At 48.9% G+C, this 14,993-nt stretch carries 15 protein-coding genes; all 15 read left to right on the top strand.

Annotated elements, in window-relative coordinates; translation table 11 throughout:
* Positions 1 to 152: 152 nt before the first annotated feature.
* On the top strand, positions 153 to 1,430 hold the full coding sequence (locus BLT51_RS03700; protein WP_091280058.1) for an ABC transporter substrate-binding protein: 1,278 nt from the start codon (positions 153 to 155) through the stop codon (positions 1,428 to 1,430).
* A 65-nt stretch (positions 1,431 to 1,495) separates the two neighbouring features.
* A complete protein-coding gene (locus BLT51_RS03705) occupies positions 1,496 to 2,536 on the top strand; it encodes a carbohydrate ABC transporter permease (protein ID WP_091280061.1) in 1,041 nt (346 codons plus the stop codon).
* Between the two features lie 2 nt (positions 2,537 to 2,538).
* Positions 2,539 to 3,378 (top strand): carbohydrate ABC transporter permease, encoded by an 840-nt coding sequence (locus BLT51_RS03710; protein WP_091280065.1) that lies wholly within the window; start codon positions 2,539 to 2,541, stop codon positions 3,376 to 3,378.
* An 18-nt stretch (positions 3,379 to 3,396) separates the two neighbouring features.
* Positions 3,397 to 5,055: a glycoside hydrolase family 13 protein gene (locus BLT51_RS03715; protein ID WP_091280067.1), complete on the top strand. Its 1,659-nt coding sequence runs from the start codon at positions 3,397 to 3,399 to the stop codon at positions 5,053 to 5,055.
* Positions 5,056 to 5,067: 12 nt separating this feature from the next.
* Positions 5,068 to 6,060, top strand: coding sequence for a LacI family DNA-binding transcriptional regulator (locus BLT51_RS03720; RefSeq protein ID WP_091280070.1), 993 nt, complete (start codon positions 5,068 to 5,070; stop codon positions 6,058 to 6,060).
* Positions 6,061 to 6,134: 74 nt separating this feature from the next.
* Positions 6,135 to 6,944, top strand: a complete 810-nt coding sequence (locus BLT51_RS03725) for a CPBP family intramembrane glutamic endopeptidase (protein WP_091280073.1) — start codon at positions 6,135 to 6,137, stop codon at positions 6,942 to 6,944.
* Positions 6,941 to 7,855, top strand: a complete 915-nt coding sequence (locus BLT51_RS03730; protein WP_091280075.1) for a DUF4300 family protein — start codon at positions 6,941 to 6,943, stop codon at positions 7,853 to 7,855. Before BLT51_RS03725 ends, BLT51_RS03730 begins: the two co-directional genes overlap by 4 nt.
* A gap of 243 nt (positions 7,856 to 8,098) precedes the next feature.
* Complete coding sequence (locus BLT51_RS03735) at positions 8,099 to 9,706, top strand: sodium-dependent transporter (protein WP_091280082.1); 1,608 nt, start codon at positions 8,099 to 8,101, stop codon at positions 9,704 to 9,706.
* Positions 9,703 to 9,897: a methionine/alanine import family NSS transporter small subunit gene (locus BLT51_RS03740; RefSeq protein WP_091280083.1), complete on the top strand. Its 195-nt coding sequence runs from the start codon at positions 9,703 to 9,705 to the stop codon at positions 9,895 to 9,897. Before BLT51_RS03735 ends, BLT51_RS03740 begins: the two co-directional genes overlap by 4 nt.
* 164 nt (positions 9,898 to 10,061) lie before the next feature.
* Entirely contained in the window at positions 10,062 to 10,415 is a 354-nt protein-coding gene (locus tag BLT51_RS03745) for a cupin domain-containing protein (protein ID WP_091280086.1), read from the top strand.
* Positions 10,412 to 11,230 (top strand): methyltransferase domain-containing protein, encoded by an 819-nt coding sequence (locus BLT51_RS03750; protein ID WP_091280089.1) that lies wholly within the window; start codon positions 10,412 to 10,414, stop codon positions 11,228 to 11,230. Before BLT51_RS03745 ends, BLT51_RS03750 begins: the two co-directional genes overlap by 4 nt.
* A 231-nt stretch (positions 11,231 to 11,461) precedes the next feature.
* Positions 11,462 to 11,719, top strand: a complete 258-nt coding sequence (locus BLT51_RS03755; protein ID WP_091282547.1) for a helix-turn-helix transcriptional regulator — start codon at positions 11,462 to 11,464, stop codon at positions 11,717 to 11,719.
* Positions 11,716 to 12,177 carry a HipA N-terminal domain-containing protein gene (locus tag BLT51_RS03760; RefSeq protein WP_231943984.1) on the top strand — a complete coding sequence of 154 codons (462 nt, stop codon included), beginning with the start codon at positions 11,716 to 11,718 and terminating at the stop codon, positions 12,175 to 12,177. Before BLT51_RS03755 ends, BLT51_RS03760 begins: the two co-directional genes overlap by 4 nt.
* Positions 12,178 to 12,658: 481 nt before the next feature.
* Entirely contained in the window at positions 12,659 to 13,534 is an 876-nt protein-coding gene (locus tag BLT51_RS03765; protein ID WP_157672886.1) for a hypothetical protein, read from the top strand.
* Positions 13,535 to 13,788: 254 nt separating this feature from the next.
* Positions 13,789 to 14,130, top strand: coding sequence for a hypothetical protein (locus BLT51_RS03770; protein WP_091280095.1), 342 nt, complete (start codon positions 13,789 to 13,791; stop codon positions 14,128 to 14,130).
* Positions 14,131 to 14,993 lie beyond the last annotated feature (863 nt).

Consider the following 14,993-nt stretch of genomic DNA (forward strand, 5'->3'; position numbering starts at 1 on the left):
GTTCTTCCTCTTTGCAACTGCCTCGGAAAATAACTTTAAATTTACCAACACTCTCCAAAATAGTGTCGTGTGTCATAGTATGTGTTATTATCTTTCTATCGGCGCGCGTCGATAGAAAATTTCTATGTTTGACAACAAAGGGGTTTCGCAGCATGAAAAAGACATTTTCAATACTTTTTTCTCTCGCAATAACTATGGCAACGCTAGCTGCATGTAGCGGTGAGGGCAACAACGATAACGCTAGTCCATCAGATTTTGAGGGGCGAGGGCCGATTACCTATGTTCAGGGTAAAGACAACTCCGGCAAGCTCGTCAATGTGATGGAGATGTGGAATAAAGATCATCCAGACGAACAAGTCAAAATGATTGAACTATCTACAGAAGCTGACCAGCAGCGTCAGTCGATGATCCAGAACGCCCAAACAAAGTCAGATGCATACTGTGTCTTGTCAGTAGATAATGTATGGGTATCAGAATTTGCTGCAAACCGCTGGATTGACCAGCTTCCGGCAGATCAATTCCCCAAGTCTGAAATACTAGATCCGGTGTGGAAGACTGGTGAATATCGCGGAAATCTGTACGCGATGCCTCATGGTTCGGATGGTGGCATTCTCTACTATCGTAAAGATCTTCTGGAACAGGCAGGTATAACGGAAGCTCCAAAGACCTGGGATGATATGGAAAAGCAGTGCGAAGCTGTCCGCCAGATTCCAGGACATGAAAATATCGGGTGTTATGGTGGCCAGTTTGCGAAGTATGAAGGTCTGACAGTGAATGTTGATGAAGCGATTCACTCGGCAGGCGGAGAGGTCATCAACGATGAAGGGAAAGTCGTTGTCGATTCCCCTGAATCTAAAGCAGGGCTCCAGAAACTTATGGACGGGTTCAAAAATGATCTGATTCCGCAAGAAGCTCTGACTTATAAGGAAGAAGAAGGACGAGCTGCTTTTGAGGGCGATCGTCTTGTCTTCTATCGGAACTGGCCGTACCAGTATTCTCTGTCTGCTAAGACTATCGACGGAAAGTTCGGTGTTGCTCCAATGCCTGGCTTCAAGGAAGGAAGCGTTGGTGCTTCGTCGCTGGGTGGGCACAACGCGGCGATTTCGTCGTTCTGCAAGAATAAAGCAACCGCTTTGGACTTCGTTAAGTTCTACACGTCAAAAGATATTTCGGATTACATGCTGAAAGAAATGTCATTAGCACCTATATATACAGAACTGTACGATGATGCAAAGAACATTGAAGAGTATCCATATTTGCCAGTACTTAAGGCATCTATTGAAGCCGCCTCACCACGTCCACAAGTAGCTAACTATGGTGATGTTACTGCAGCAATCCAAGATGCGGTATTCCCAGCCCTCAAGGGAGAAAAAACTGCTGACGAAGCTATTGCTCAGCTATCCGAGAAGCTTTCGCAGCTGATCAAGTGAGTGTTTTGTGGTGGAACACTTGAATCGTTCCACCACAAAATGCTGATCCTTGTACGGAGAAAACAATGAGTACAGCGAAGAAAACTCATCAGAATCTTGATGTTATCCAGCCGCGTGCACAAAGACGGGACTCAGCCAAGCGCCAGGCTCGGTTGGCTTGGTTTTTGGTAGCCCCTACAATTATCGTCATCACCGTTGTCGTCATTTTCCCAACGCTTACCGCAGTCTATCAGTCGTTATTTGGTGCTAAAGGTATTGATCCTAACACTGGCTTCGTGAATGAAACAGAGCCATTTGTAGGCTTACAGAACTATGCAAATATGTTCCGAGGAGAGTCTGGGGAACGATTCTGGAACGCGGCGTATAATACAACCTTATTTGCCATATGCACTGTTGTTCTAGAAACTATTTTAGGCGTTGCTATGGCACTGATTATGCATAAAGCTATGCGCGGACGTGGTTTAGTGCGAGCTGCGATTTTAGTTCCGTGGGCCATACCGACCGCAGTTTCGGCAATTTTATGGAAGTGGATTTTCGATGCTCATGGTGCAGCAAATGCACTTTTGGGAACGCAGATTCTTTGGGCAACTTCGGATATTCCAGCGAAAATGGCAATAATTGTCGCTGACACATGGAAGACTGCTCCTTTCATTGGACTGTTAACCCTGGCAGGACTGCAAGTTATTCCAGATGAAGTATATGAAGCCGCGAAGATCGACGGAGCCAACGCATGGCAACGTTTTCGGCGTATCACGCTGCCGCTCGTTAAGCCGGCTCTCATCATTGCGGTGCTATTCCGCTTACTGGATGCACTGCGAATGTTCGATTTGCCCTATATTCTAATCGGTGCTCGAAAAGGTTCCGTGGAAACCTTGTCAATGCTGGTTCAAGATGAAGCGTCCAATTTAAGATATGGGTCTGCAGCGGCTTATGCACTCATGCTATTTGCTTATGTGTTTCTTATTGCCTTTGCTTTTATTAAAGCGGCTGGAGCTGATGTTATTGGTGTCGAAAGTAAACATGACAAAGTTCCACTGAGACAACTTTTTGTCAATGTGCGTATGCCTTGGAAACGTTTGGCTAAGACGAAAAAGGAAGGAGCATAAAGATGAAAAAGTTTCAGAAAAAACTTGGTAATACATCCTCGGTAGTTGGCATCATTGCCATCGTGGTTTTCTGTCTGGCACCTTTCTACTGGATGTTTGTCTCTTCAATCCGCCCAGCTACTAAAATTTTCGAGACATCGCTGTGGCCCAGTGAAGTGAGTTTTGAAAACTACGGAGCTGTTTTCGATCCATCGCGTGGATTTGGCCGTGCTTTGATTAATTCAGTAATCGTTGCAGGTACAACCACAATTCTTGCCCTACTAGTTGCAACGTTTGCCGCCTATGCTTTGGCACGTTTAGAGTTTCGGGGGAAAACCTTCATTCTTACGGTTATTGTGGCTACCTCGATGTTTCCAATAGTCGCGATTGTTGTTCCACTTTTGCAGTTGTTTACTGGTATAGGCTGGATCAATACTTATCAATCGATGATCTTGCCTAGTTTGTCTTTCGCATTGCCGTTAGCAGTATGGAATCTCCATAGTTTCTTCCGGCAGATGCCACGCGAACTTGAACAAGCAGCCATGATCGATGGTTGCACACCAGGCCAGGCATTTCGAAAAATTATTATGCCTCTAGCTGCTCCAGGCGTCTTTACTACTGCGATCATTGTCTTTATCAATGCTTGGAATGAATTCATGATTGCAGTCACGATGGTCAATGATCAGGCGATGCAAACAGCGCCTGTGGCGATTTCAAAGTTTGGTGGAGTTTCCCAATTCGAAACGCCGTATGGGTCGCAAATGGCAGCTGGAATTGTTGTAACGATCCCCTTGGTGATTTTGGTTCTTGTTTTCCAACGCCGAATTGTTGCTGGGCTGGCAGCCGGTGGAGTTAAGTCTTAATCTATTGAAAGGTTTACAATGCGAAAAGATCTGAATCAATGGTGGCGTAAAGCTGTCATCTATCAGGTATACCCACGTAGCTTTAATGACACGAATAAGGATGGAATCGGTGATATTACGGGTATTATCGATCGGATTGATTATTTACGAAACTTAGGTGTAGATGCAATTTGGATCTCGCCCTTCTATCCTTCGCCTCAAGTAGACGCCGGATACGATGTTGCTGATTATTTTGACATCAATCCTGAATACGGCTCATTAGAGGATGCAAAAGAACTGATTACCCGTGCGCATGAAGCTGGAATTAAAGTGATTATCGACGTCGTTCCTAATCATTCTTCCAGTGAACATGTCTGGTTCCAGGAAGCACTGCGCGCCGGACATGATTCGCCGGAGCGTGCTCGCTATATTTTCCGGCATTCGATCGGCCAACCTCCAAACAATTGGGGGTCAATGTTTGGTGGTTCAGCATGGTCGCCAGTCGAACCATTGACAGGTAAGGCAGAAGATCAGGACTGGTGGTATTTGCATCTATTTGCTCCGGAACAACCAGATTTCGACTGGAATAATTCGGATGTGCATAATATATTTCTTGACTATTTCCGTTTCTGGTGTAATTTGGGCGTTGACGGTTTTCGGGTTGACGTTGCTCATGGCTTGGTTAAACAAGCAGGGTTGCCTGATGACGAAGTAGGGCCAGATCGATGGGGCTCTGGAAAACGGGAAGCAGACGAACTAGATTCTGGTCCTATGTTCGATCAAGACGGTGTACATGACATATATCGTGAATGGCGCAATGTACTAAACGAATACGGTCCAGATCGAATGATGGTGGCTGAAGCATGGGTTGATCCACCCGCCCGTGGCGCACTCTATGTGCGTGAAGAGGAAATGAGCCAAGCATTCAATTTTGACTATCTTAAGTGCGGCTGGCGTCCGGAGAGGCTACGCCACATTATTGACCAGACATTGCGTGAAATGGGAAACGTTGGCGCTCCAGTGACATGGGTCTTGTCCAATCATGACGTTGTCCGGCATACATCTCGATTCGGATTTGATCCGGGGCATAGTACAGAAGGCGGAATCGGTATCGGCGATCCACAACCAGATCGTGATTTAGGTTTACAACGAGGCCTGTCAATGACGCTTTTTACTCTGGGACTTCCTGGTTCCGCTTATATCTATCAAGGTGAAGAGCTGGGGCTACCTGAGGTAACTGATATGCCAGACGATGCACGACAAGATCCGACATGGCTACGAACTGGGCACCGCGTCCGTGGGCGCGACGGGTGCCGAGTGCCACTACCATGGAAATCAGATCCACAAGATACTGGTTTTGGAGTGCATCCTTGGCTCCCTCAACCTACAGACTGGCATCGGTTTTCGGTGCAGGCTCAGGAGCAGGATCCAAGTTCTGTGCTGAATATGTACCGAAAGATGATTGGGCTTCGCCGACAATACGATCTCGGTGCTGGTGATTTCAGCTGGATCCAGAATACGAATAGTGAGCTTCTGCTAGGGCAAAATGGGCCTATAATACTTGCTTTAAATATGGGTGATAAACCAGCGGTGATCCAAGGGAAATTCAGTGTTATAGTATCCACCGGTAGGTATCGTTTACAATCAGATACGTGTGAAATAGATGCAAATTCTGCAGTTTGGCTGACACAACAATAGTGGGGGTACTTGATGGCGACACGTGCGGATGTAGCTAGGCTTGCGGGCGTGTCGCCATCAACTGTGTCCTATGTGCTTAATGGCGAGAGACCAACCACGCCGGAAACACAGATGCGGGTACGGAAAGCAATCGAGGAACTTGGCTACGTTCCGCATCGTTGGGCCGGTAATCTCGCTGCGAGATCGTTACGAACAATTGGGTTGCATTTTAGCGTTGGTGACCATGGAATCGATGAGGTCGCTGGCGAGTATATATCTGGTATGAAAGACCGTGCGGCAGATCTTGGCATCGTTTTGACTATTCCAGTTCTGGCAACCTCCGAGCCAGAGGACTTTCGGTATTTTCTCCGGTCACGGGTTGTTGATGCGCTCATTATGATGGAAGTTGTCAGTAATGATTGGCGTGAGCCGATTGTTGAGGAAGAGAATATTCCAGCTATATTTTTAGGATCTCCTGGTACTGGCCATGTGCCATTTATTGAATCGGATTTCGTTGATATTGGTCATCGGGCCATGAAATATAGCGCAGAACGTGGATTTCGTCGGAGTTTGGTTGTGGTTCGGTCGGAAGACCGTTCAGATTTTGTCCGAGCTTCGGAGCTCATGATCCAGGGTGTACGTCAAGACCAACAGAGTTTGAGTAACGATGTTACTATCTTGCGGCTTCCATCGAGCCCGATGAGTGCCTTCGACATTTTAGATAGGCTCTCGCAGTCTTCTGAGCACACTGTAGTTATGGGAGATAACTATGAGGCATTATCAACGTTGATGTCGATTTCCCCGAGGTTCGGGTTGACGGTTGGGCAAGATTATTCACTTGTCTCGTTTGGCGGGAGTTATCATATTGAATCTGAGCGGTCATTGCGGACTACCGAGTGCGGTACGGATCGTTATGAGATGGGCAGAATGTGCGTAGATTGCACGGTAGCTCGGTTCAACGGTGAGACTGATTTGTCATCCGTGTTTTTTCCTGCACGTATCGTTGAGGGCGGAACCGTTGCATAGAATCCTCGCCCGCTTTTCCGAGTAAAGTTTGCCGTGTAAATGTTTATGAAGCGCAGTGGCTAAAGGAGTTGGCGATGAATGATGTGAGTTTGGTGCAAACGTCATCGGGTCCGATATTGCCGTGGCGTCCGATCGTCACGTTCTTTGCCGCGACGCTGTTTCATTCGCTGTGGTTGATTGCTCTGCAGTTATGGCTGGGCGTGAGTCTTGACTACATCGCTTTTCCGCAGCTGAGTCCTACGTTGGGTTTGGCCACTACCTGGTTGTTGTATCGAAGTTGGTTGACACCGTTCTTGCCGGTGGCGCCAACGGGTGTGGGGGAGTTTGGTAGACGTTCGCGCATAGTTATTGTGGTGTGTCTCGGATATGTTCTTGCTACCTGGGCGCTCGCGGAGTTACTGCAGGTGGGTTCGTATCGTGCCATGTTTACGGATTGGCATTTGGTCGGCTTCTTGACAGTGCAGTTTTTGGGCGCGTTGGTCGAAGAGATCGGCTGGCGTGGGTTTTTGCAGCCGTTGTTTGTGAAGCGTTTCGGCGCGATCTGGGGTGCGAGCCTGGTTGGCATCATCTGGGCGGCATGGCACGGCGACCAGTTGCTAGATCCGGCGGGGTTTGTAATTTTTGCGTTGACGTGTGTGGCACTCTCGTTGGTCTTGGAGATGATGGTTGCCGGTTCTTGGTGGCAGCGGGGTTTGCTTGCAGCTGGGTTGCATTGGACAGTGAACATTGCGCCCGTCGTCGTTATTAATGTCGACGACGACGCAACGTCCAACGTGGCTGTTGCCGCGGTATCGCTAATTCCGCAATGTGTGTTTGGGGTGATCGCCCTTGTGATTCTTGTCAAACGCTACGGTTGGCCGCGATTGGGTAAACTTAAGAGATGAAAAGTTTTATGCGTCTGTGGCCGGTAGTTGCGGCCGTGAGTATTGTTCTTACTGGCTGTTCGCCAGCGGTTGAGTCTGTCCCGGATTCTGCTCCAGCAGAGCAGAGTCAGAGCGAGGCGAGCCAGCCGGATAGTAACCCGGATCTTGCGTCGGTTCGTACCAGCAATTTGGTCGATGCGGCGACTCGCGAGGAAGTTTTTGCCCAACTGCGCCAAGCTGGCATCAGTCAGGCGGCGCTGGATGAGTTTGCGCGTCAAGTGGAACGGTTCAATGGGAACGTGCCGACGTCGTCGTTAGTCTCAGAAGGTTTCGTGCCGCTGAGCGCAACGGAGAAAATGGATGAACTTGCGATTATTCAGGCTGCGCAAGACAAAGCTGCCCCGTTAACGAATTGCCGAATCACCACGTTTACGCTGGGGCGGGAACTGGTGACTGTTGGTAAGACTGACGGCGCGGACGATTCGCAACTGTTCTTCGACGCAGAGTCTATCGATACTCCGCCGGCGATATTTAATGCTGGTGAGCGCGATGCGTTCATGGCGCTATATGGGCGCGTGCCGACCGTGGCGGCGAAGGATTCTGCGCAGCATGCGAAGGATATTGCGGCGTATTTTGCCGATCACCAGATTACGTTTACGCCGGGTAAGGCGTCGATGGTGTCGGTGTTTATGCACGACAATATCGATCCAGAGCGCGCGGCGATGTTCGTTGGGCACGTGGGCGTGCTGGTGGAAAACGAGCCGGGGAAGTTGTTGTTTGTGGAGAAGCTGGCGTTCGATCAGCCGTATCGGGCGAGCTGGTTTGAATCGCGCGACCAACTGGTGACATATCTGCGCTCGATGTACGATGACGGGCCAGATCAAGACTATAGCCAGCCGGTGATTATGGAGAATGATCGCGTGCTGTCTTAACGGCGGGCAAGCTGAGTGTCCACGTGGTGTAGGGCACTCAGCTTGACGTTATGGAAATGGTAATGATACTGTAAACACCATGTTGCGTAAGAGTTTAGAGATTATTAGCGGGTGTGCAGGCTAGAGAAGCCGCCATCCGCAGTCCTGCGCACCCCACCCCGAAACCTTCTTGGTTCGGGGATTTTTTATATCGCGTTTCGCACGTTTTGATTGTCAATCCATTTCCAGCAAAGGTGTCTTTTTATGTCTACAACAACAGGTAGAGAAGTCTGGTCGTCTCGGACAGTGTTTCTTGCTGCCGCAATTGGCTCGGCGATTGGGTTAGGGAACATTTGGCGGTTCCCGTATATCGCCTATGAGAACGGCGGCGGGTCCTTCCTCGTGCCGTACGTGATCGCGCTGGTGACAGGCGGCGTATCGATGCTGTTCTTCGACTACGCGATCGGGCACCGGTTCCGTGGTGCGCCGCCGTTGGCGTTCCGCCGGATTTCGCGCCGGGCCGAGATGTTTGGCTGGGTGCAAACTTTGGTGACGTTTTTTATCGCGGTCTACTACATGGCAATTTTGGCGTGGTCGGCATTCTATGCCTACTATTCGCTGACGTTGGCGTGGGGCGATGATCCCGAAGCGTTCTTCGTCAAGGAGTTCTTGCAGGTTGATGGCTCGCGGGTTTTCAGCGCCGGATATTTGCCGAGTTTGACCATCGGCTTGGCGCTGATCTGGCTGGCGTTGCTCTATGTCATGTCCCATGGCGTCGAGCGCGGCGTAGGTAAGGTGTCGAAGGTTGCTGTGCCGTTGTTAATCGTGCTGTTTTTGGCGATCACGGTGCGTGCGCTGTTCCTGCCAGGTGCGGCTGCTGGCTTGGATACGCTGTTTACCCCGGACTGGTCGGCGCTGTTAAAGCCATCGGTATGGATGGCTGGTTACGGTCAGATCTTCTATTCGCTCGCGGTTGGTTTTGGCATCATGTTGACGCAGGCGTCCTACTTGAAGCGTCGTACTGACGTGACCACGACCGCCTGGACAGTTGCCTTCGCGAATTCTTCCTTCGAGGTGCTGGCTGGCATCGGAGTGTTCTCGGTGTTGGGATATATGGCGACGACGTCGGGTCAAGAAGTTGGCGACGTAGTTTCGTCTGGAATCGGGCTGGCGTTCATCGCTTTCCCGAAGATCATCTCGCTGATGCCGGGCGGTCCATTGTTTGGTGCATTGTTCTTTGGTTCGCTGTTCTTGGCCGGGTTCACGTCAATGTTTTCGATCATCGAGGTGCCGATCTCGGCTGCAATGGACAAGTTCGGTTGGGCACGCCGCAAGGCTGTGATGGTTGTTGGTGGTTTGGCTGGCGCGATCTCTGTGGCGTTATTGCCGACGACGACGGGCCTTGCGACCTTGGACATCATGGATAAGTTCATCAACGTGTTCGGCATCGTGATGATCGCCCTGGTGACTTTGCTGGTTGTGGGGTGGGGCATGAAGATGTTCCCAGTGCTTTCGCGGCATTTGGATGCTATCTCAACGATTCGTACGCGCGGCTGGTGGGTTGCTGCAGTTGGCGTCCTTACCCCGTTCGTATTGGCGGTGACCTTGGTTGGTGACACTCGCGAACTGTTGACGAACCCGTATGGAGGCTATACCACCGGGCAGCTGCTGGTGTTCGGCTGGGGATTAGCCCTGTTGATTTGGGTAGTTGGTTTTGTGATGAGTCGATTGCCGTGGGCTAAGAAAACTGAACTGCAGGCTCCGGTTGAGTACGACTTCGACGTTGATCGGCCGGCCGACCAGCCGCATCCGGTTGCCGTTGATGTTCGTGGTGAAAGTAGTGAAGAGCTAACAGAAGGGGGCCGGGCATGAGTGCTTCAGCCGTAGTAATGATGATCGTTTATTTAGGAATTGTTGGCGGCGGGCTCGCGTACGGCGTGGGGCTCATGGCTACCCATCCGGACGAAACTGCCGGGGAGCTGGGCGCGCTGGAGCATGAGGCTAAGGCCGCGGCGCGCGAGGCTGGCGGGATTGGTGTTGGTAGCATGGAGCCGCTGGACTAGCGTCTGGAAAACCCGGCAATAGCGCAAACCTAGCTCATATAAGCCTCGGTTTGCGCTATTGCCGGGTTTACTGTGCACCTGACTAGTTACCAGGCCCTGAAACGGGCATCTTTCTCCAGGATAGCTATGGTAAGGTTAACCTAACCTATATAGAGGAGTGTAAGATGTCGCCAACCCTGTTATCGGAATCAGTTGTGGTAGCTGATGTTTTGGCCGATTTACCTGTAGTGAAGAATTCGACGACGTCGCGAGTGGTGGTCAATAACGAATTGCTGCGTCATGTGATGTTTTCGATGGATGCCGGTCAAGTGTTAACCGAGCACTCATCTTCGCGGGCAGTGATCGTCAATATTCTCTCTGGGAAAATGTTGTTCACGGTTTCCGATGCGGTGCAAACCGTTAGCGGTGGAGATGTTATTTATCTTGCGCCGAATGAACGTCATGCGGTTGAAGCAGTAGAACCGTCCTATATGTCGTTGACTTTAGTTGTTCAACCAACTTCGGAGGAAACTTCATGAGCGGTGATATAAAAGGTGCTCGGAGCGGTCCAGAAGAAAATCGACTACAGGGTCACTGGCTGCTAGCCAAAATGGGGAAGCGGGTGCTACGCCCTGGTGGGCTAGAAATGACCACCACTTTGCTGGAGCACGCCGAACTGAAACCTACACAGACGGTTGTAGAGTTTGGGCCAGGCGTAGGTAAAACAGCTAGTTTGTTGCTTCAGACACCGCCGAGCAGTTACATCGGAGTAGATCCGCACACGGAAGGTACCTCGGACGTTAGTCGAATTCTCAAGAACTATCCGCACGTCGCTAGTCGTTTAGTAGCCGCCGATGCTAAGGATACTGGTCTTGAAGACGGTGTGGCAGATATGGTGATGGGCGAAGCAATGCTTACCATGATGTCGCCTGCTGACAAGATAGCGACAATGCGTGAGGCTGCGCGATTGCTGAAACCGGGTGGCAAATATGTCATTCATGAAATGGGGCTGATTCCGGACGATATTGCGCCCGAACTAGCTCAGCAATTACAAAAAGAGATTTCACGTACGATCAAGGTTGGAGCTAGGCCTCTCACAATGCCAGAATGGCAGCAGCTTCTAACCGAAGCCGGGCTTGCCGTCGAGTTCACCTACAGTAACTCCATGAGCTTGCTGGAACCCAAACGCCTGCTTGCCGACGAAGGTCTAGTAGGCGTGCTTCGGATTGTTAAAAACATGATCACTAATCCGGCAGGCCGCAAACGTATGCTTGCGATGCGGGCGATCTTTGATGAATACGCAGATAATTTATGTGCTGTTGGAATTATCGCCACTAAGCCACTCGCTGAGTGACCCGGGTCTGCGAATCTGGGCAATAGCGCAAACCGAGGTCTATATGAGCTAGGTTTGCGCTATTGCCGAGTTTTCCTTACGCACGGTTGCTGGGCTAGCGTTGCTCATCCGGGTGGATCCACTCGGAAATATCCTTCCGAAAAAACTGTCTGTATGTCCATGATATTGATAAAAAATGGGAATTCGGAAAAATTGTTCCGAAAGTAGTGAACCTAGGGTATTCTTATGGTCATGAATACCTTAACCGGAAATATCCTTCCGAAAAAAGCTTCTGCTGTCAGTGTTGCTGGTGCTCCGACGTCGATCGCCCAGAAACTGAAAACGACTCGTAAAGAATATGGACTTACTCAACAACAGGTAGCCGATCTTGCGGGCGTGTCAGATCGGACTGTGCGTAAGCTCGAACAAGGCGAGGCAAGCCCGAGTCTGAAAGCTCTTTTGGCTGTTGCAGCAACCCTTGGTTTAGAGGTTCAGGTGGTGCTGCCGTGAAACAATCGCTGGCTATGGAACTCCCCGATTTACGGTTTGTTGAAAGCGCAGATGTATATAAAGGAGATCTGCATGCAGGAACACTAACTCGTCTACCTAATGGAGACGTCGAATTTTCCTACCTTCCTGATTATAGTGGCGAACCGGTTTCATTTTCGTTGCCGTTAGGCGAAAAGGCTGTGCGCCCAGGGGGAGCTCTTCCGGCATTCTTTGCCGGGCTGCTACCAGAGGGTCACCGGCTAACAGTATTAAAGCAATCCACCAAAACCTCAATGGACGATGAATTGACCATGCTCCTTGCGGTCGGTGCTGATACACCGGGAGATGTCCGAGTCTTTCCTGCAGGGCCTATTGAAATGGAACTGCTCGCCTTTCTTATCGCCACTTGCAATCGACCTGCCGAATATGTTTCATTCCTTTGGAAGCTTCCTATGTCAAACATGTCTTTGTTTTCTTGACGTTTTCTCGGGGAATTTGATACTAGAATAGTTGCTCTTTTTGTGTGTGGCAGGAAAGGATTTTTAGAAAATGATATCGCTGAAATTTGTGACTGTCACTATGCAAGGAATACAAATTTCCACCGTTGGGGCTTATCTATTTTGATTCAGTAAGTTTGGCGCTCCGTTATCTTTTTCTTACGCCGATGTGCAGGGATCGAAAAAGCGGTTAGCTATGTTTTTAGCATTGTGTAGGAAGATAACCTTTGTTCGGCAGTGTTATGTGCGAGTAGATGATGTGTAAATCTGTGTATGAGATCAGAGCAAAGTCGTAAAAGCTGTTAACTTGTGAGTAGATAGCATGGTCGAGTGTCATAGTAGTGACAGAATTGAGGGAGAATTGTTAAGTATATTATTTGGCATAAGCGGCGCAGTTTTCGTAAGGGGATTCTTCCGGATGCTGGAGTTAAGGAAAGGAACGCTTGATTTTCCAGTAAAGTACATGACAGTACAGGAACTACGCACAACATTTCCCGTTTCTAAAAGGTCAGCACGATTTTTAGCATTTAGAACTGTACCTGCATTTGTAGTTGCTCTGTTGCTGATATCAATAGGTCAACAACAAAATTTAGGCTCATGGACATTGAGAGCGAGTATAGTAATTGCGTTGCTATTTGGACATTATCTTGATGTGATTGGCATTTTTAAAAAATCTAATAAGGTAGCTATCAGATTCATACATGGAGCATTATTTTTTTGGTACATAATCCTGGCGATTATTTTTTGTTTTGTTGCTGAACTTGATCTGAGATGGCTTGCACCTGACCTCGAAAATTTGCGAGATTCTCTGTGGGCTGGCCTCATTATTGGAATAGGGGTAGCTATATTTATAAAATTGGATTCAACAAAAGATGAACCTGTCTCATTGACGGGGGAAACCGTGAATGATGATGAGGAAAAATATATATGGAAGTGTTTCAGGAAAGTCAATAAGCGCTTCTGTATCATTATATTCAAAATATCTCGCCAGTATGCTATAGAGCCTCTTCTAATCTACTCCATTGTAATTTTTGAGGATATGAATCGACCGTGGCTAATCAGATTTATAGAAAAAGTAGTAAATAGATTTTCTGATCGTAGTCTTACGGTTGGAATTGCACAGGTGAAGTCGCCTTTTCCACTTAGCGATAAGGCCAGCATAGAAAGAATGGGACAGTTGATCGGCGAGCGGAAAGGCAAAAAAGAAAACGTTTCTAATGAGGATATAGTGGCGTTTTATAACAATGATAGGAATTATGTGCAACAGGTAATGTTGATATGCTCCGTTTTAAGAAAGTTATCCGAAGCTGATCCTGCAGACCGGACATCTATTTTATAAGGATCTGGTGTTCGTACGGAAAGACGATTGTTATAAGTCAACGGTGGAAATATTCGGCGGAGTGTTGTGTTCAGGTAGTGTATTTTGCTATTGAAACGGAAGGCATATTTTGGTTGCAGGCCAGTAGATAGGTGTTGTTCAAGGATTGCTTGGCTGATGGGTTAAAGCAATGAAGCGTACTGATTTTTGTTCCTCGGTTTTTCGATGGGGATTGGGTTATGACTCAACGTTATTCATAAGACTTTAGGGATTGTGTGATTCGTCTAGTTGAGGATCGTTCGCTTGAATACCTGAGTGTGACAGTGACATCAGTGATGGTCGATATTGGGTTCAAGCTCGGTGTTACAAAGGAAACGATGTGGTGCTGGTATTTCCAGGAGCAGGCTGATACTGGGAAGAAACCTAGTGCCGATAGACAGGAGTCTGCTGAACTACATCAGCTGCGTGAAGAGAATGCGGAACTTCGACGGGCGAATGAGATTTTGAAACTTGCTTTGATTTGTCGCTTCAGAACTCGACCCGGGAGGCAGGAAATGGTCGCGTTTATTGACATGTATCGCGGACATTTCTCCCCCTCTATGTCTATTGCCGAGTAATGAACGAACAACCATCATGGTTTCCACTCCTCGCGCGGGTATCGGCTAGCGAAATCACGTCCGCGGGCAGCACAATACGTGCGCGATCGCGAGCTAGTCGAAGAAATCCGCCGGTTTTATGGCAAGGATTACGACGCGTGGGATGCTTGTAAAGTATGGCATGCTATGTGCCTTGCTGGTGTCTGTGGTGTTTGTTGGGATAGATAAACGATCACCACCAAGCCGCCGTCTACGCCTGATGTACGTCCCAGCCTCGTGCAACATTACTTTAAGGCTGATTGCCTGAGCCGGTTGTGGGTTGCCGATATTTACCTAGATTCACACCCATACCGAATTCGTTTCCATCGCTTTTGTTACCGATGTTTTGTCACGGATGATTGTTGGCTGGGGAATGCGCTCAACTATGAAAACTGAAGCATTGCCTTTAGAAGCATTAGATCAAGTAATCGCTCAAGTCAAAGGTAACCGTGCTTCATTGGCCCATCACAATGAGTATGGATCTTAGTGCGTCTCGATCCGGAACGGGAACATGCTTACAGACCATGGGATCGCTTTATCAGCTTTGTCAGTTGATGATTCATACAACAACGCGTTAGCTGAAACTGTTAATGGACTCTGCAAACCGAGCCGATAGATTCCCAGCTACGGGCCGGTATTACCGAGGTAGAGTTCGTCGCCTCCGAACTGGGCGTACTGGTAGAACACTCACCAGCTGCGTGGAGCACTAGGATACTGCACACCAAACGAGACAATCGAAGTCTATAACAAAACATGTGCTAGGCAACTGGCACTCATTTAAAACGGAACACAGCCTAAGACGCTTCAGTCCAGTCGGCTTTGTCGTGTGCAAGGTCTGAATACCC

The organism is Arcanobacterium phocae (genome assembly GCF_900105865.1).
Classification (GTDB): Bacteria; Actinomycetota; Actinomycetes; order Actinomycetales; family Actinomycetaceae; genus Arcanobacterium; species Arcanobacterium phocae.